This window comes from Aliikangiella sp. G2MR2-5, from assembly GCF_015687155.1.
GTDB lineage: Bacteria > Pseudomonadota > Gammaproteobacteria > Enterobacterales > Kangiellaceae > Aliikangiella.
Genome location: NZ_JADPQF010000002.1, coordinates 34,052 through 51,207, shown reverse-complemented (window position 1 = coordinate 51,207; position 17,156 = coordinate 34,052). Strand labels below are relative to the sequence as shown.

Genomic DNA, 17,156 nt, shown 5'->3' with positions numbered 1-17,156 from the left:
TTGAGGTTGCAGAGGTGATAAGTGTTTACTGGAATTATTGAAGCGATCGGACGGATCGAAGCGGTAGAAAATAAGTCGGGTGACAAACGCTTTAAGATCAATGTCGGAAAACTGGATATGTCTGATGTTGCGCTGGGTGACAGTATTGCTTGCAATGGTGTTTGCCTGACTGCAATTGCTTTTGATAAGACTTCATACACTGCAGATGTCTCTGGAGAAACTTTGGCATTAACTACGCTGGCTGATATCAAAGTGGGCACACCGGTCAATCTGGAAAAGGCATTGACCCCGACAACACGCCTCGGCGGTCATCTGGTGAGCGGGCATGTTGACGGGATCGGGGAAGTGATAGCAATAAAAGACGAAGCCAGAAGTATTCAATATGACATCAGGGTTCCGGGCGAATTGGCCAAATATATTGCCAAAAAAGGATCGATAACCGTTGACGGTGTATCACTGACAGTGAATCAGGTCGAAGGCGAGATTTTTAAACTAAACTTAGTACCACATACGCTGCAGGAAACGACTGCCAGCGAGTATCTGGTAGGAAGCAAGGTCAATCTGGAAGTCGATTTGCTGGCGCGATACCTGGAGCGTCTTTTGCTTGGGCAAAGCGAACAAAAAGCCGGTAGTGTAGATTATCAACTATTGATGCAAAGCGGATTTATCAAAAGCTAGGCGAAACCTAATCAGGTACCTGGCGTAGCCAACTTATAAACAATTACAGACTGACTGAAAAACAGGAAAGACTGCAAAGATGCAACTGAATAGTGCAAAAGAACTGATTGAAGATATTGCCGCAGGCAAAATGGTTATCCTGATGGATGACGAAGATCGAGAAAATGAAGGTGATCTGGTGATGGCCTCCAGCATGGTCAGGCCGGAAGATATTAACTTTATGGCGCGTTATGGGCGTGGACTGATTTGTTTAACTTTGACTGCTGAACGTTGTGAGCAATTACGCTTACCCTTGATGGTGGGGCGCAATGAAGCTTCATTCGAAACTAATTTTACCGTTTCAATCGAAGCTGCTGAAGGAGTGACCACCGGGATTTCGGCAGCTGATAGGGCAAAGACGATTCAGGCTGCGGTGGCGGCGAACGCCAAGCCAACAGATATTGTACAACCGGGACATATTTTCCCGATTATGGCCAAGCCTGGTGGAGTGTTAAACCGTGCCGGTCATACCGAAGCAGGTTGTGATCTGGCCAGACTAGCAGGGCTTGAACCGAGTGCGACTATTGTCGAAATTCTAAATGAAGACGGCACTATGGCACGTCGACCTGATCTGGAAAAAGTTGCTCAGGAGCATGGGTTAAAAATTGGTACCATTGCAGACTTGATTGAGTACCGAATGAATACCGAACATACTATTGAGCAGGCGCTTTGTGTTGACTGGCCCACCGATTATGGCGATTTCAAATTACATGCTTTTAAGGACACCATCGATGGGCAAACTCATATTGCTCTGGTTAAAGGGGAAATCAAGCCCGATACGATAACTACAGTTCGAGTTCATGTTACCGATATCGCCACTGATCTTCTGGCGAAAAGTAAAAAGAGTCAAGGTAGCTGGACTATTCAAAGAGCCATAGAAAAAGTTGCTTCAGAAGAAAGTGGAGTAGTGGTTTTGTTAGGAAATCAGTCATCTCCGCAATCAATTATTGATCGTATCGCGGTGTTATCAGGGAACAAAACAATGAGCCCGAAAGCACAGGCTCAAGCTAGTAGAGCCTCCAGAACAGTTGGTATCGGCTCGCAAATATTGATGGAGCTGGGGGTTCACAAAATGAAGCTTTTGAGCCCGGTGAAAAAATATCGCGCACTATCAGGTTTTAGTCTGGAAGTTGTAGAGTTTCTGGAAGATGAGTAGGTGCTTGGTGTCAGGCTTTGAAACAACGAATATAGTTAGATTTTTAAATTTAGATAATGAGAGAATGAAATGAAAACAATTGAAGGCAATATGATCGCAAATGGTAGCAAGTTCGCTTTGTTAGTTGCGCGTTTTAACAGCTTTGTTGTTGAAAGTCTGGTGGAAGGCGCAATCGATGCTCTTAAGCGACATGGCGTTGCAGAGAAGGATATCGAAATTATTCGAGTACCTGGCGCATTTGAAATGCCGGTTGCCGCTCAGCGTATTGCAGCGAGTAAGAAATATGATGCAATTGTTGCTCTTGGGGCTGTTATTCGTGGTGGTACGCCACACTTTGAGTATGTTGCGGGAGAGTGTGTAAAAGGATTGTCACAAGTTTCTCTGGCTGATGGTATTCCGGTCGCGTTTGGTGTGTTGACTGTCGATAGTATTGAACAAGCTATCGAACGTGCAGGAACCAAAGCTGGTAATAAAGGTGCTGAAGCTGCTTTGGGTGCATTGGAAATGGTTAATTTATTTCAACAGTTGGATGCCTAGTCCATGATTCAGAAACCTTCTACGCGAAAAAAAGCGAGACGATACGCCGTTCAGGCTATTTATCAGTGGCAATTAAGCGGCTCTCCGATCAATGAGATTGAACTTCAATTTTTGGAAACAATCAACCAGGCCAAAGTTGATATTGAGTACTTCAGAGATATCATGGTGAACTCTTTGGCTCAGGTTTCCGAATTGGATGAGCTATTGGCGCCATATCTTGATCGACCGTTTGAGGAAATTAATCCGGTAGAGCTGGCGGTACTGCGGCTGGCAACATATGAATTGAAAGAGAGAATGGATATTCCCTATAAAGTGGTCATAAATGAAGCTCTGGAGCTGACAAAAACCTTCGGTGCTGAAGATGGTCACAAATTTGTAAATGGTATCCTCGATAAATTAGCTAGAAAAGCTCGACCATTAGAGATTAAAAAGTAGGTCAGATAACTTATCCAACAGCTAATTGGTGATGTTTAGATGCGAGTGGTCAGTTCTCGTATATTATGGCCAGTTAAGGCAAAAGCCTGTAACAGAAGGTTTATCAATTCTGTTCTATTGCACGGTAAAGAATTCCATTAAAGGACGAAAATGAACGAATTTGAAATCATCGAGAGATTTCTATCTGTAGATTCTGTCAAAAGAAAGGATGTTATTAAAGGTATTGGTGACGACTGCGCTTTGCTCAAAGTTCCACGCGGACAAAGATTAGCGATATCAATGGATACTTTGATAGGCGATGTGCATTTTATGTCTGAGGCTAATGCGGCAGATATCGCACATAAAGCTATAGCTGTTAATTTGAGTGACCTGGCGGCAGCAGGCGCTGAGCCTGCGTGGATTACAATGAGTCTATCTCTTCCCAAAGCTGATCCGGACTGGCTGGCAGACTTTTCTCGGGGATTAAAGCGAATGCTTGAGTTTTTTGGTGTGAGTCTGGTTGGAGGGGATACTACTCGTGGTCCATTAGCTATCACCATACAAGCACACGGCTTTGTACCTGAACAGGTCTTTCATCGTCGCGATCAAGGCAAGCCTGGAGATTTGATTTGTGTAACCGGGCCGGTTGGAGGTGCAGCGTTAGGGTTGATGGTAGCGAGAAATGAGTTGAGTGTGAACCCTAAGGCTGCGGCGGAGCTGTTAAAAAAATATCAGACTCCTTATCCGCGGATTGCGGCGGGGATTGCTTTACGAGGCCGAGCAACTTCCGCAATTGATATTTCCGACGGGTTGCTCGCTGATGTGAATCATATTAGCCAGCAAAGTGGTGTTGGTGCATTGTTACGCTGGGAGCGAATTCCTTTGTCGCCAGCTGCTATGCAGGTGGAAGATGCCGAGGTTCGCATGCGAGCGGCACTAACTGGTGGCGACGACTACGAACTTTGCTTTACTGTTGATGAAGATGAACTGGATGCTGCTAAAAATGCTTTGGAAACGGTCGGAACCGACTGTATTCCGATTGGCCGATTGACCGGGAAACCGGGAGTCAGGTTATTGCGTGATAAAGAAGATATTCAGTTAGAGGAAATGGGTTACAAGCATTTTTAACAAAAATTGCAAAGTAATACCGCGGATAACTGATATCGGGTAAGAAATAGTTTATGAGCAGTATGAAAATCAGCGCGAAAACGGTATTTACAGATCCCATACATTTTCTAGCTTTCGGGTTTGGAAGTGGTCTTGCACCTGTTGCTCCCGGTACTTTTGGTACTATAGCAGCTATACCGCTGGCCTATCTGATCGCTTCCCTTTCGCTGCTTTCTGCGCTACTACTTGTTCTGGTTACTGTCATAGCAGGTATTTATATCTGCCATCAATCTTCACGAAAACTCAATGTACACGACCATCCCGGTATCGTCTGGGATGAGTTTGCTGGATATATGATTGCAATGCTGGGGTTTGCTCCCGAGTGGTGGAATTTGTTATTCGCTTTCATCTTTTTCCGAATATTTGATATTTTTAAACCATGGCCGATAAAATGGGTAGATAAGCATGTTTCCGGAGGTCTCGGAATTATGCTCGATGATTTGATAGCAGGAGTGTTTGCCTGGATAACATTATATGGGTTTAATTTATTATGGGTGATGAAGTGGTAAAAATATTGAAACGAAAAGTCAGGTTGTTACTGCTGTTCGTTTCGATCATTTCGACTCCACTATGTTTCGGCCAGGAAACAAAAGCTGAAGAAGAGCAAGTTCAACTTATTGCTCTCTTCAAAAATGCCGCCATGCTTAAATATAAAGGAAAGCAAAAGCTTTATCGGAATGGAGATAAAATTGCCAGGAATATTCGTTTGATCAGGGCAGATACTCAGTCAGCAGTAATTGAAGTGAACCAAAAGAAGGTTGAACTTAAACCTGGAGGGATTGGACGCTTTACCAAACTCGAAGACTCCACGCCAAAAATTTCCGGAGTTGACAGTAGTGCTGCCAGCGCAAGTGCCAATGTAGTAAGAATCCTTCGCAATAGTGGAGGTATGTTTAAAACCAAGGGATTCATCAATGGTATTGGTGTGCCAATTCTGGTCGATACAGGTGCATCACAGGTTGCAATGAATGAGTCAATAGCGAGTCAGATTGGCTTAATGTACAAAATGGAAGGGAGAAAAATAGCTGTCTCAACTGCTGCCGGCGTTGTACCTGCGTGGGCGCTAAATCTGAAAAAAGTCAGAGTTGGCGGAATTGAGTTGAGAAATGTTGATGCCATGGTAGTGAAAGGTACCGGGCCTGCCGAAGTCTTGCTTGGAATGTCATTTCTAAGCCGGTTGAAAATGGAAAACGACGGGCAGGTGTTAATTCTGACCAAAAAATACTAGCCCCCTAAAATACTGATCCAAAACTCTCAGCTATTATCCTTCACTAATCTGTGAAATGAAACGATCAATCAATGCACTTTTTCTGGCAATGACAACCAGTTGCTGGTTAAGGTTGTTGGTAAAGCGACCCACCAACTCACTGTCCTCGAAAAAGCCTTCTTCAGTGATTTTATTTTTGGTCATCAACAGTGATACAGGCTGACCATCGATTTTTGCAATCATATGCATTGCTTCCTGTCCTGCATAGTGACAGCGGACTGCAAATACCACTTCTTCTGGCAGTTTCGGGAGAGATAGTCCCATTGCCTTCATTCTGTTGTCGAGAGTTTGCCTGCCGATTGTTTTATCGAGGTATAGATACTCGGATTCCAGTTTCACATGTGCGATTGCTTCGCTACCAAAATCAGATTCAGGCCGCGGAAAAAGCAACCATAAGCCGGTGATTAGAACAACAGATGCCGCAATAGAAAATACTGCAGGGTAGAACCGCTTATTTTGAGTCGATTGATTGAGCAATATCTTGTCGGATAGTTCCACCGGTACGGGAATATCCATGCCTTTATCTAGCAGTTTTTCAAACGCTTTGTCAGACAAAACGTTTTCTCTTTGCTGCGGACTCATTTCTGCCAGGACTTTGTCATCGATTTGCTCCAACCAACTGCGCGGATCAGCCTTCAGGTTTCTTTTTTTGTTTAGTTCATCCATCTTTCCGCCCCCCTTTGGCAATAGTGGAGCCAAAATTGCCTGACAGCTGGCTCTTAAGCACAGAGCGCGCACGAAACAAGCGAGTCGATACGGTATTACTCTTGATTGAAAGAACGTTTGCTATTTCCTCAGTTGAAAGACCGCCTATAACTTGAAGCGCTAAAGGTTCTCGGTAGGTTTCCGGTAAAGCCATGATTGCTCGACGAATGTCCAGTACTTCGTAGTCGTCATTAGGAGATGCTACTTGTTCAAGCTGCCAGCTCTCACTAAGGTTAATCACAGGCAGCTGTTTTCTTTCAAAGCGGCGAGCATTTTCTCGAGTTAGGATTGTATAGAGCCAGGATTTGACTGCTTTTATATCTTTTAGTTGATCGATACTTTTCCAGGCTCGAGCAAAAGTTTCCTGAACAATATCTTCTGCAACACTGTTGGATTTACTCATCCAGAATGCATATTGGAATAGCGGCCGATAGTAACTTCGGACCAGGTTTTCAAATTGTCGTTCTTTATTACTCAAGAGAATGCTTGCCTCGATAGTCAGAAGTATTCATTTGTACTAACTAAGACCTGACTGTATGTAATTATCTTTCATCCGGTGAAATTTAGTCAATCCCGGTATTAACTCAGAGAAGACGTCAATTATTTATGACCGACAGTGCAGGAGTTGTAAATAGTTGGTCATACTAAATATTGGACTGTCAACTGGCTAGTATATAGCCAGGCTAGCAGACAAGAAGTATCAATTGCATCATTGCTGTTTGAGAAAAAGGTTGATTGTCATCAATAAGTAATAAATCAGTTGCCTAACACAATCAGGATGTCTCCGTTATTACATGTATATAGCTTAGCGCGTTCTTAAAAATTTTTGATATTAAGCGAGCGAAAGTGAACCTTAAAAAGCTGTCAAAAGCGTAGTATCTCATGAGATAACTGCACTTAAAAACTGTTATTAGAAAAATTAATCTGAAGCGAAAATTTTATTTGTTTGTTTCCTTTTTTGTTAAATGAACATAATGAAAACACTATTTAACGACATGTTTATTCATTAACCAATAAGGGACAATATCATGAATCAAAAAACTCGCATGGCGGCGAGTGTAATGATTTTTGCCGCAGCATTTTCTTGTCAAGTTGTCGGGGTGAGCCTGAACCAGACCTTTGAAAAAAAGAAGACCGAGTTATCAGAAAATCTGGTGGAGATAGATGGAAGTCAGTATCAGAAATTTGACGATATGCTGATCCCTTTTAATCGCTATGAAACTAAATCTCAGTTTGATACGGGAATAAGTAAATGGACTGACGGAATTGTCTATTATGAATTCGACCCGCAAGTAAGCAGTGAAAATAAGCAGAATTTTCTACAAGCGACACAATATTGGACTGCGGTAGCAGAATTGAAATTTATAGAAAGAGTCGAACAGGAAAACTATGTATATGTTCAGAATGGAACATCCAATAGTGCTATCGTTGGAATGGTTGGCGGTCGACAATATTTGTCGATGAATAACTGGGAAAATATTTTTGTGATCGTTCATGAGCTAGGTCATTCACTTGGAATGCGGCATGAGCACCAGCGAGCCAATCGGGATGATTACGTTGATATTATGATTGATAATGTGTTAGACAATCGAACGCATAATTTTACACTAAAAACTACGAGTGATTATGGTTCGTATGATTTTCTCTCTGTGATGCACTATCCTGAAAAAGCATTCACCAAAAACGGACAAATTACGATTCAAGCTAAACCAGAATATGAAAAATATCAGAAGCTTATGGGGCAGCGAAAGTTTTTTAGTGGCGGTGAGCAATTAAGTGTGGCAAGTCATTATGGTGCCAAGATAATTGATATTCCTGATCCAAATTTTAAAAGCTATCTGGTCGCTGAATTTGATCTAAATGGTGATGGTGAAATCGACTCTTTGGAAGCCGCTAAAATTGAAGCTGTTTATACGCCGGGAAATGGAAATATTAGTAGCATTAAAGGAGTTGAATTTTTTCGTTTTTTAAAGATTTTGAATGTATCCAATGAAAATCTGTCAGAGATTCCAGAGCTTCCAAATCATTTGACGGATATAAATCTTTCAAATAATCATTTGGATTTGCTAGAAGAACGCTGGGCACTTCCTCCTTTATTGGAAAATCTCGATGTATCGAACAATCAACTCGATGAGTATTCTTGTAATGCCATTGATTTCGTTAGCAGCGTACTGGGTAACAACCAACCGGTATACAATCCAGTAAAAAATGGAGGAAGCTTCTCTTGTGAAGGTGATGCTCAATTCGTTCTATATCATGGTAAAGCTCGAGAAAATTTGATGTCAAAAGGAAGTCAGGTGTACAACATCGAAGTTTCAGAAGGTACCGCTGCGTTGCGAATTGAAACAACTTTGTTTGAAGATAAAAATGGTGGAGAGATGAATCTTTATGCCGCAGCCAATCGTACCCCCACAACTTCCGATTTTGATGCTGTTTCAACCAACCCCGGCAATCTGGAATCAATTATTGTTGACCAACCAGAAAGTGGTGTCTGGTATATTCTACTTGAGCCCGTTGAGTCTTCTTTTGAGCATGTGAATCTGACCGCTTATCTTGAGAATACTACTGAGCCGGACAAAAAACGATTAACTAATGGGCTGGCACGCGCAAGTTTAGCTGCAAATCAAAACGAACAGCTAACTTTCTATTTCGAAGTGCCACAAGAGGCAAAAAATGTAAGCTTTGAAATTTATGGCGGAGTAGGTGACGCCGATCTTTATGTGAGACATGGTCAAGAGCCCTCCTTATCACAATACGATTGCAGACCCTGGAAAAGTGGAAATGAAGAAAGTTGTAATTTTTCTCAGCCATCGGAAGGAATCTACTATGTAATGCTGAATGGTTATAATTCTTTTTCTGATCTGACTTTGGTTGCAAGTTATCAGATAGATGATGTTCCGCAAGGAGGTTCTTTGGAGAGAAGTAACTTGAGCGACTTTCGTTCAGGCTGGAAATACTTTGAAGTTAACCTGCCTGAGGGTATGACTAGCTTTGATGTTGAAATCAGCGGTGGAAGTGGTGACGCTGATCTCTATTTAAATCCAAACAATTTACCAACAACTGCAGAATACTTTTGTCGTCCTTACAAAGATGGAAATAGCGAAAACTGTAGCATATCAAATCCTGAAGGAGGTAAATGGTATATCGGTATTCGAGCATATGATGACTACACTAACGTAACCTTAAATGTTCAATGGATACCATAGTATGAATGAGGTAGCGTTGAAATATTATCAATGTAGAGAGATTTAACAAGCGCTGTAAGAACAGCAGGTTTTCATAAGCTTGAGCTCGGTAATAGCCGGGCTCATCTTGTTATTAATTGTTTTGTTCAATGATTCTTGTAATGTAGTCAGTTCTGATTTTCTCGAGCTCTCCTTTTGAAGCCATTTGTTGAAGCTGTCTAGTCAGAAGAGGGACTAAATCTGCGTGCTCTTTGTTAATATAATGAAAAACCTCAACTTTCATTATTGGTGGGTAAAGCACTTTAAGACCTGCTTTTTTAATTGTCTCTGAATAGGAATGCTGGAAAAGTTCAAGTCCAATAGCTATGTCGATCCGGTCAAGTTTAAGCATATTTATAAGTTGCTCAAAGTGAGCTGCACGGACTACTTTGGGAATGCTTTTTGTTCCTTTTTCAGCAAACTTATATCCTTTGAGTGTGCCCACACGATATTTTTTCAGGCTTTGCCAACCGTCTACCTCAAAGTCATAATTTTTGGTAAAAACTACTGCGTTTGCATAATTAACAATAACTGGAACCTTCAGTAAATTCGGGTAGTCTTTACTAATCCCATCAACTCGATGCAGGTCTCCGTCGATTGAACCGCTATTTGCCTGTATAAGCAGTCGCTTGGCGGGCAACTCTATTACTTTCATCTGATAGCCTATAGCCTCATAAGCGCGAGTTAATATTTCAATAGAAATAGGCGAGTAGACTTCCTTTTTTACAAAGCCAATCGTTATGATTTGTTCACCTGAAGTTTGGGGAGATGTTGGTTTGGCGTAGCTGACGGACTGTAACGAACTGAAAATGGAAGAAAGTAAGAATAAAAAAATACAGCGATACTGCTTCAGTATTCTGCAAAAAGTTGCCGCAGCAAAGTATCTATCGGTGCGGCAACTATGTAAACAGATTTTATTTTTTGAGTGTTGCGAATGCTTTATCTGCAGCCTCAAGTGTTTTTTGCAATGTTTTCTCATCATGTGCAGCGCTAATAAACCCAGCTTCAAATGCAGAAGGTGCTAAATAAACTCCTTCATCAAGCATAGCATGAAAAAACGTTTTGAAAGCTTCCTGATCGGATGAGACAACCTGGTTGAATCGAGAGATCTCTTTTTCAGTAGTAAAAAACAATCCAAACATGCTGCCAACATGATTGGTTGTGAATGGGACATTGTGTTTGTCAGCCAAGGCTTGTAAACCAGATACAAGTTGTTCGCAGTATTTATAAAGTGGCTCAAAAAATCCATCTTCTGATAGTAAGTTCAAAGATGTTAAGCCTGCAGCCATTGCTATTGGGTTACCTGACAATGTACCTGCTTGATAGACTGGGCCCGCGGGAGCTAAATGCTGCATGATATCTTTTTTACCGCCGAAAGCGCCAACTGGCATACCACCACCCAGGATTTTTCCTAAGGTAGTTAAATCTGGTTTCACATTATAAAGCTGTTGTGCTGTTCCTGGTCCAACTCGCAAACCACACATGACTTCGTCAAAAATCAAAACCACTTTATGTTCATCACACAAACTTCGCAGACCTTGAAGAAATCCTTCCTGAGGCGGAATACAGTTCATATTTCCTGCGATCGGCTCGACGATGATAGTGGCTACTTCATCTCGATTTGCCTCAAGCAACTGCTTGACACTTTCAAGATTGTTAAATTCCGCTGTCAGGGTATGTTTTGCAAAATCTGCAGGGACGCCCGGTGATGTTGGTTCCCCTAATGTTAGTGCACCTGAACCGGCTTTAACTAAAAGACAATCCGCATGGCCATGGTAGCAACCTTCAAACTTGATTAGCTTGTCTTTACCCGTATAACCGCGTGCCAGTCGAATTGCTGACATGGTGGCCTCTGTTCCAGAACTAACCATTCTTACCTGCTCTATCGAAGGGATCATTTCACAAACTTTCTTCGCCATAGTGACTTCAATTTCAGTTGGGGCACCAAAACTAAGTCCATTAGCCGAAGCTTCAATTACAGCCTGTCGAATCTGCGGATTATTGTGCCCGTGTACCATTGGTCCCCAGGAGCCAACATAGTCAACATATTCATTTCCATCAACATCTGTGAAGTAAGCACCATCGGCTTTGGCGATAAAAACCGGAGTTCCGCCGACACCGTTAAATGCTCTGACAGGAGAGTTTACTGCGCCAGGGATGTATTGGGCGGCTTCATTAAATAGTTTTTCAGATTTATTCATAAGATTGTTCTAGTTAAATTAGTTTGAGTTCTTCTTGCCAATATTATTTAGGTTCGTTACTTAATCCTGCGTACCAGTTTACTGGACGCTCATACCGGGCGACTTGATCTTCGACACCCAGAATGCAGGCAAATAAAGCCATTCTGACCAGAATCCCGTTGTCTGTCTGGCGGAAAATAGCCAGACCAGGCTCTGCATTAAGATCGTTATCCAGTTCGTTGGCTTCGTTGCGTGAATCTCTCGGCAGAGGATGCATAATAACGGCCCCAGGTTGGCAATGATCAGAATATACCTGCTTATTCAAACGGAAGTATCCACGATATCGGTTTGCCTCTTCCTGTGAAGCAAATCGTTCTTCCTGAATTCGAGTTTGATAGATAATATTGGCTTGGGGTAAACCTTCTTCCAGCTTATGGCCAATGACTACTTCGTGACCGGCATTAGTCAGAATATCGACATACTTGCTTGGCATTTCCAGAGCTTGAGGAGAAATAAGCTGGATTTTTAAGCCCTTATAGAGTCCAAGCAATTGACAAAGTGAATGGACTGTTCGCCCGTGTTTAAGATCTCCAAGCAAAGTCAGACTTAGATCGGAAATATCTTTATTCAATCGGGCCAGTTCTTTATGGACTGTAAACAAGTCCAGTAAAGCTTGGGTAGGATGTTCATTCGGACCGTCTCCACCATTAATTACCGGAACTCGACTTCCTTGAGAAAACTCGGCCACAGAGCCTGCATCAGGGTGCCGCATTGCAATGATGTCGCTGTAACCAGATAACACTTGCGCAGTATCAAATAAAGATTCTCCTTTTGCTAAAGCAGAGTTTGATAGTCCAGTTGTTTCTCTGACTTCACCACCTAACAGGTTAAAGGCGCAGCCAAAGCTTACCCTGGTTCGTGTACTAGGTTCGAAAAACATGTTGCCCAGCAGGGCTCCTTCCAGCACTCGAGTGACTTTCTGACGCTGCGCATAAGGGCGCATTTTATCTGCTACGTCGAAAAGTTCATTGATTAGATCGAGATTTATATCTTTAACAGAGAGAAGGTGTTGGCCTTTTAGCTTCACTTGGGCTACCTCAGGGAAAATCAGATGCGTTATTCTAATGCTTTTACTGTAAGGACGCTATTGTGATTCCGTATCAAATAGGCGTTTGTGTCATGAAATCTCTTTAATAATAGATAGGTCTTTCCTCGGACTCCTTCGATTTTGAAGGCCGGTAATTGAACTTTTAGCTTGAAGAGTTCAGTTTATCCAGCTTGGGTCTGATAACTAGCTGACAGTATGGTTGGTTGCTGTTGCGATTGTAGTAATCCTGGTGTTCAATTTCTGCAGGATAAAAGCTGGGTGATTGAGCTAGTTCTGTGGTTATTGGCTGATTGAATTTGCTTTGCGTTCTGGCAATAACCTCTTTGCTTATCTCTAGCTGCCTGTCATCCTGATAGCCTATGTAAGAACGATATTGAGGGCCGACATCATTTCCCTGGCGATCTTTTGTGGTCGGGTCGTGTAACTTAAAGAAATGCTCAAGAATGGAGTCAAGCTCAATTTTGGCGGGATCCCAGAAAATTTGTACAACTTCGGCATGTCCGGTTACACCTGAGCAAACATCTTTATAATTTGCTGTAGAAGCTTCCCCTCCAGCATAGCCAGATACAACCTTTTCGATGCCGAAAAGTCTTTGAAAGCCTGCTTCAATACACCAAAAACAGCCTCCGCCCAAAATGATGTTGTGAGATTCTGTATTCATGACTAAATTATAGATTAATATTATTGAATAGAGTCTATCTTATCTAAGCTTAAACTGTGAAGGCCATTTTGTATTTTGGGCTGTAAAAAGGTAGGATAATCAACAATCTATAGTGCAGGGATGTTGTGACTGCTCAAACAAAAGAAATAAGTCCATGATTAGATTCTTAATTCGTTTTTTACTCGTTGTTATCGTTCTTTCTGTTCTGGCCGCTTTGGGCGCACAGTGGAAACTGGATAACGATCTGAAGAATTTTGCCAAACGGTTGCAGCCATTTGTTGATCTTCAGTATGAGTCTGTCAGTTTAAGCTATACAGGCGAAGTTCGTATTAACTCAATTACCGCATACGTTGAAATGGCCAAATATAATGTTGAAATTGGCGAAATCCGCTTTTCAGTGGGCAATATTATGGATCTGATATTGTTTCAAAATAACGTCGAGAGTAATGAGCTTCCTGAGTCTGCATATATCAAAATAAAAGGGCTATTGTTACCTTTTAACAATGAGATGATAAGTGCATATAAAACACATAAAAAATTAACTAGCTGGGATTTACTTGAGTCGGCTTACTGCGGCGATATTAATCATATATCGATTGGTACGCTGGAAAAAATGGGATATCACTATTTCTCGCTCAATACTGAGCTCTACTATATGCTCGACCAGTACAGCGGTAGTATCGTTTTTAACGGGGTCACCGAGTTTGAAGATATGTTCAAGCTTGATTATCAGATGAATATTGTCGGTGTGCTGACCTTTATTGAAGCTTTCCAGAATCAGGCGACTATGGTGAGTATGAATAAATTGCCTGCGGCTCCCAAGCCTTCACTATTTGAACTGAGAGTTACCGATCTTGGATATCATGAAAACAAAGCAACATATTGTGCTGGTAAAGAAGGTGTTACTCAGGAAGAATACTATCAGAAACATACCGATAAGGTTGTAGAAGCTCTCGCTTCAGTCGGCATTGAAGCTTCGGATACCTTTAAGTCTTTATATCCAGAAGCCGTCAAACCGAACTCAGAGTTTTACTGGTTTATGCAACCACAGCCAACATTCGATATAGAGAGTATGCCTTTTTATACTTTTGAAGAGTTGACCGAACTGGGTGGTTTAAGGGTTTCAATTAATAATAAACCACTTGGCAATTTTCTAAATAACTGGAATCTGGAAAACTTCAACAAACTTGCAGCGGTAGTGCTAGAGGAAAAGCGCAAAGCGGAAGCTGAAGAGCAAAGATATAAGTCGATAATATTAAAAAGAGAGTATCATCAGGTTCCTTTAACCAAGGCAAGTCAATACGTCGAGTATCAGGTTAAAGTGACTCGGAACGACGGAACCGTCTATGAAGGGCGCTTAACCAAGACTTCCAGTCGTTACCTTTGGGTTGAAGTTCACTCGGAAGACGGTAAGGTAGTTTTGCCGCTAGTGCGTTCATCAATTAAGAGATTTGAAGCGAACATCGTCGTAGAGGAAGACGCCTGATTTACAGGCACCTTCTCATTGAATTGAGCTACCTTAAAAAGGTTTGACGATCGCTAGAATGACGACTGCAAGCAAGATAAGAACGGGAAACTCATTGAAAAAGCGATAGTAAACATGCCCCTTGGTTGACCGATTTTCGCTAAATTTTTTGAGATAGTAGCCACACACAAAGTGGTAGCCAATGAGTAGCAGGATAAGCGTTAATTTGACGTGCATCCAGCCGACCTTGAGTAAGCCCGGATTTATATAGAGCAACCATATACCAAGTCCGGCGGTAATAAACATGAATGGGGTGACAAATCGATAAAGCTTTGTGGCCATGATCAGTAAGTGTGAATAGGTTTGCTGGTTGTCTACCATTGCCAGGTTTACATAGATTCGTGGCAAGTAAAAGAGGCCTGCAAACCAGCTGGTAAAGAAAATAATGTGAAAAGCTTTAATCCAGCTATACCATTCGTACATAGGTTTCTCTCATATCTCGAAATTTTTTGAGGACTATTTTTTGTAACTGTAATGAGACTCAATTGCTTCGCGTGTTAATACGCCGTAAATTTTATCTGTCAAAGGCGCGGTTGTCCTGAATATATAGACGGCATCGACAGACTCTCTATCCATGGTATCTAAAGCCTCTTCCAAATTGCCCTGCAGGTAAACTGATGCGATGTTTTGTCTATCTGCCGGTATTTGTAGCAGGTCGACATCCCTTTTTTCAAACTCAGGAAGTTCTCCACCCAGTTCCTCTGCTTTGGCCTGAGCCTCTTTTTCTAATTCTTTTTTCTGTAAAACGTATCTAGCTAAATCGTTTGCCGCCATCAACGACATGGGAACATCTTCTTCTTTGATAAGAATCCAGCGTGGAGTATTTTCCAGAATTTCTTCTGCTTGCTCAAACTTGATTGTTCGGCTATGTACTGCAATTTTTCGCTCCATTAATCCCGCAACGCCGACACTACGAAGAAACTGAGACAACGGATTAATTTTCATTTCCAGACCTCGAACCTGCATTTGCGACTGGAATATCGAGGGGAGTTTAAAAAGTTGAGAGACTACCAGATTGGCGATAACCAGGCATATCATTCCTGGTAACAGGATATTGGGATTGTTTGTAAGCTCGAGCAACGCCATCAAAGCCGCTAAGGGAGCCTGCAATACAGCACTCATCATTGCCGCCATACCGATCATGGAATAAAAAGCATATTCAGAAGCATAGTCAGGTAGAATCAATGAGCCGATGGATCCTACAACGCCACCAATCATTGCACCGATAAACATGGACGGACCGATCACTCCACCAGGAAGGGACATTCCGGAACAGACAATGGTTGCCAGCAGTTTACCGACAAAGGCAATAGCAAGAACTTGTAAAGCCAAATTTCCATGAAGTGCCGCGTTAACGGTGTCATAGCCAATTCCCATCACCTGAGGCGCGGCGAGCGCTATGATGCCTACAACAGTTCCCGCCGTACCGCACTTGAGCCAGGCGGACCACTCGCGAGAAATAATAGATACCTGTCTTGTTGCTCGGATAAATAAACTGGCAATGCTACCAATAATAAGACCAAGCAACACAAAATAGGGGACTTCCCATAATGAGACTAATTCCAGTGAAGGCACAGTAAAAGCAACGTTGTTGCCAAATACTATGCGGGACAGGATTGCCGCGCTAACAGAAGAAAGAATCAATGGAATAAAGCTGGTCACCGCATATTCCATCATCACGATCTCCATCGCAAAAATGACTCCCGCCAGTGGCGTATTGAAGCTGGCAGAAATTGCAGCAGCAGCACCACAACCAACGAGAACCCGAATACTGTTATTGGGGAGTTTCATTCGCTGGCCCAGCCAGCTACCTGCTGCAGAACCCAGATGAATTCCCGGGCCCTCACGACCAACAGATTGCCCAGAGGCCAGGGTCATCCCCCCGACGAGGAACTGGACAACAGCATTTCTCCAGGGAAGGTAGCCCTGATGAAAACTCATTCTTTCAAGTACGTGACCGATTCCAACCTGGCGATAGTTTTTGCCCACTTTGTGCAATACAAAACCGACTAGAAAACCACCAACCAATGGGAGCGACAATCTAAGCCACCAGGGGAAATTCTCAAAGTCGTTGACGCCTTCTCCACCGGCATGCCAGAGCACAACTCCGCTTTCAATAAACAGCCGAAATAGAACAATAACACCACCAGCAATCAGACCTGAAATCAGTCCCATCACTGCAAGTATAGGGAGCGCATCAAGGCTTCCCAGTCTTAGGCGTATTGATTCAAAAATTGACATTGAAAACTATGTTTTAGATTTGGTTGTTTTATGCTATTCCCTATAAGGGTATTTTAAAATCTGGTTGGGTACCTGCAAAATTTGTAGCCGGGTATCCATCATTGCCTCTAACAAACTAAAGAACGCATCTAATAGAGGAACTAAACGACTTTAAGATTAGAATATAACCTATTGATAAAAAAGACAAATGCTTTGCTCTAATTTTGCGGTAAATGTGTCTGTTTTTGTGAATTAGGTGGGCATCTTGCGTTATT

Annotated in this window: 17 protein-coding genes; 9 read left to right on the top strand and 8 right to left on the bottom strand. The window is 42.3% G+C overall.

From position 1 onward, the window contains the following. Positions 1-21: 21 nt before the first annotated feature. From IYN84_RS07655 to IYN84_RS07625, 7 genes are all read left to right on the top strand, one after another. Positions 22-678, top strand: coding sequence for a riboflavin synthase (locus IYN84_RS07655; protein ID WP_196138620.1), 657 nt, complete (start codon positions 22-24; stop codon positions 676-678). A gap of 79 nt (positions 679-757) precedes the next feature. After that, a complete protein-coding gene (gene ribBA, locus IYN84_RS07650) occupies positions 758-1,873 on the top strand; it encodes a bifunctional 3,4-dihydroxy-2-butanone-4-phosphate synthase/GTP cyclohydrolase II (protein WP_196138619.1) in 1,116 nt (371 codons plus the stop codon). A gap of 69 nt (positions 1,874-1,942) precedes the next feature. Continuing rightward, positions 1,943-2,410 carry a 6,7-dimethyl-8-ribityllumazine synthase gene (ribE, locus tag IYN84_RS07645; protein WP_196138618.1) on the top strand — a complete coding sequence of 156 codons (468 nt, stop codon included), beginning with the start codon at positions 1,943-1,945 and terminating at the stop codon, positions 2,408-2,410. Positions 2,411-2,413: 3 nt separating this feature from the next. After that, a complete protein-coding gene (nusB, locus tag IYN84_RS07640; RefSeq protein ID WP_210330351.1) occupies positions 2,414-2,845 on the top strand; it encodes a transcription antitermination factor NusB in 432 nt (143 codons plus the stop codon). 150 nt (positions 2,846-2,995) lie between these two features. Next, positions 2,996-3,952 (top strand): thiamine-phosphate kinase, encoded by a 957-nt coding sequence (gene thiL / locus IYN84_RS07635; RefSeq protein ID WP_196138617.1) that lies wholly within the window; start codon positions 2,996-2,998, stop codon positions 3,950-3,952. A gap of 53 nt (positions 3,953-4,005) precedes the next feature. Next, positions 4,006-4,500: a phosphatidylglycerophosphatase A gene (locus IYN84_RS07630; RefSeq protein ID WP_371734824.1), complete on the top strand. Its 495-nt coding sequence runs from the start codon at positions 4,006-4,008 to the stop codon at positions 4,498-4,500. Next, entirely contained in the window at positions 4,482-5,219 is a 738-nt protein-coding gene (locus IYN84_RS07625) for a TIGR02281 family clan AA aspartic protease (RefSeq protein ID WP_196138616.1), read from the top strand. The genes IYN84_RS07630 and IYN84_RS07625 overlap by 19 nt, the downstream gene beginning before the upstream one ends. A gap of 33 nt (positions 5,220-5,252) precedes the next feature. On the opposite strand, the gene IYN84_RS07620 is transcribed toward IYN84_RS07625, so the two are convergent. Beyond that, on the bottom strand, positions 5,253-5,924 hold the full coding sequence (locus IYN84_RS07620) for a DUF3379 family protein (protein ID WP_196138615.1): 672 nt from the start codon (positions 5,922-5,924) through the stop codon (positions 5,253-5,255). Continuing rightward, entirely contained in the window at positions 5,917-6,441 is a 525-nt protein-coding gene (locus IYN84_RS07615; protein ID WP_196138614.1) for a sigma-70 family RNA polymerase sigma factor, read from the bottom strand. The genes IYN84_RS07620 and IYN84_RS07615 overlap by 8 nt, the downstream gene beginning before the upstream one ends. Positions 6,442-6,991: 550 nt before the next feature. Here IYN84_RS07615 and IYN84_RS07610 point away from each other — a divergent pair. Next, positions 6,992-9,169 carry a pre-peptidase C-terminal domain-containing protein gene (locus IYN84_RS07610; RefSeq protein WP_196138613.1) on the top strand — a complete coding sequence of 726 codons (2,178 nt, stop codon included), beginning with the start codon at positions 6,992-6,994 and terminating at the stop codon, positions 9,167-9,169. Positions 9,170-9,281: 112 nt separating this feature from the next. Here IYN84_RS07610 and IYN84_RS07605 read toward each other — a convergent pair whose 3' ends face one another. The 4 genes from IYN84_RS07605 to msrA all read right to left on the bottom strand — a co-directional run bounded on the left by IYN84_RS07605 (position 9,282) and on the right by msrA (position 13,136). Beyond that, entirely contained in the window at positions 9,282-9,842 is a 561-nt protein-coding gene (locus IYN84_RS07605; RefSeq protein WP_196138612.1) for an ABC transporter substrate-binding protein, read from the bottom strand. Positions 9,843-10,101: 259 nt separating this feature from the next. Then, a complete protein-coding gene (gene hemL / locus IYN84_RS07600) occupies positions 10,102-11,388 on the bottom strand; it encodes a glutamate-1-semialdehyde 2,1-aminomutase (protein WP_196138611.1) in 1,287 nt (428 codons plus the stop codon). Between the two features lie 43 nt (positions 11,389-11,431). Further along, a complete protein-coding gene (locus IYN84_RS07595) occupies positions 11,432-12,454 on the bottom strand; it encodes an aspartate carbamoyltransferase (RefSeq protein WP_196138610.1) in 1,023 nt (340 codons plus the stop codon). Between the two features lie 163 nt (positions 12,455-12,617). Continuing rightward, complete coding sequence (msrA, locus tag IYN84_RS07590; protein ID WP_196138609.1) at positions 12,618-13,136, bottom strand: peptide-methionine (S)-S-oxide reductase MsrA; 519 nt, start codon at positions 13,134-13,136, stop codon at positions 12,618-12,620. A 154-nt stretch (positions 13,137-13,290) separates the two neighbouring features. Here msrA and IYN84_RS07585 point away from each other — a divergent pair, with 154 nt between their 5' ends. Continuing rightward, positions 13,291-14,622, top strand: coding sequence for a hypothetical protein (locus tag IYN84_RS07585; RefSeq protein ID WP_196138608.1), 1,332 nt, complete (start codon positions 13,291-13,293; stop codon positions 14,620-14,622). A gap of 33 nt (positions 14,623-14,655) precedes the next feature. Here the strand turns inward: IYN84_RS07585 and IYN84_RS07580 are convergent, their stop codons facing one another. Beyond that, positions 14,656-15,084 carry a CopD family protein gene (locus IYN84_RS07580; protein WP_196138607.1) on the bottom strand — a complete coding sequence of 143 codons (429 nt, stop codon included), beginning with the start codon at positions 15,082-15,084 and terminating at the stop codon, positions 14,656-14,658. Positions 15,085-15,117: 33 nt separating this feature from the next. Next, positions 15,118-16,902, bottom strand: a complete 1,785-nt coding sequence (locus IYN84_RS07575) for a chloride channel protein (protein WP_196138606.1) — start codon at positions 16,900-16,902, stop codon at positions 15,118-15,120. Positions 16,903-17,156 lie beyond the last annotated feature (254 nt).

Excerpts from the sequence above, each read along its gene's own strand:
- ribBA (WP_196138619.1), top strand. The coding sequence starts at position 758 with ATGCAACTGAATAGTGCAAAAGAACTGATTGAAGATATTGCCGCAGGC.
- ribE (WP_196138618.1), top strand. The coding sequence starts at position 1,943 with ATGAAAACAATTGAAGGCAATATGATCGCAAATGGTAGCAAGTTCGCT.
- nusB (WP_210330351.1), top strand. The coding sequence starts at position 2,414 with ATGATTCAGAAACCTTCTACGCGAAAAAAAGCGAGACGATACGCCGTT.
- thiL (WP_196138617.1), top strand. The coding sequence starts at position 2,996 with ATGAACGAATTTGAAATCATCGAGAGATTTCTATCTGTAGATTCTGTC.
- IYN84_RS07630 (WP_371734824.1), top strand. The coding sequence starts at position 4,006 with ATGAGCAGTATGAAAATCAGCGCGAAAACGGTATTTACAGATCCCATA.
- IYN84_RS07625 (WP_196138616.1), top strand. The coding sequence starts at position 4,482 with ATGGGTGATGAAGTGGTAAAAATATTGAAACGAAAAGTCAGGTTGTTA.
- IYN84_RS07620 (WP_196138615.1), bottom strand. The coding sequence starts at position 5,924 with ATGGATGAACTAAACAAAAAAAGAAACCTGAAGGCTGATCCGCGCAGT.
- IYN84_RS07610 (WP_196138613.1), top strand. The coding sequence starts at position 6,992 with ATGAATCAAAAAACTCGCATGGCGGCGAGTGTAATGATTTTTGCCGCA.
- IYN84_RS07605 (WP_196138612.1), bottom strand. The coding sequence starts at position 9,842 with ATGAAAGTAATAGAGTTGCCCGCCAAGCGACTGCTTATACAGGCAAAT.
- hemL (WP_196138611.1), bottom strand. The coding sequence starts at position 11,388 with ATGAATAAATCTGAAAAACTATTTAATGAAGCCGCCCAATACATCCCT.
- msrA (WP_196138609.1), bottom strand. The coding sequence starts at position 13,136 with ATGAATACAGAATCTCACAACATCATTTTGGGCGGAGGCTGTTTTTGG.
- IYN84_RS07585 (WP_196138608.1), top strand. The coding sequence starts at position 13,291 with ATGATTAGATTCTTAATTCGTTTTTTACTCGTTGTTATCGTTCTTTCT.
- IYN84_RS07580 (WP_196138607.1), bottom strand. The coding sequence starts at position 15,084 with ATGTACGAATGGTATAGCTGGATTAAAGCTTTTCACATTATTTTCTTT.
- IYN84_RS07575 (WP_196138606.1), bottom strand. The coding sequence starts at position 16,902 with ATGTCAATTTTTGAATCAATACGCCTAAGACTGGGAAGCCTTGATGCG.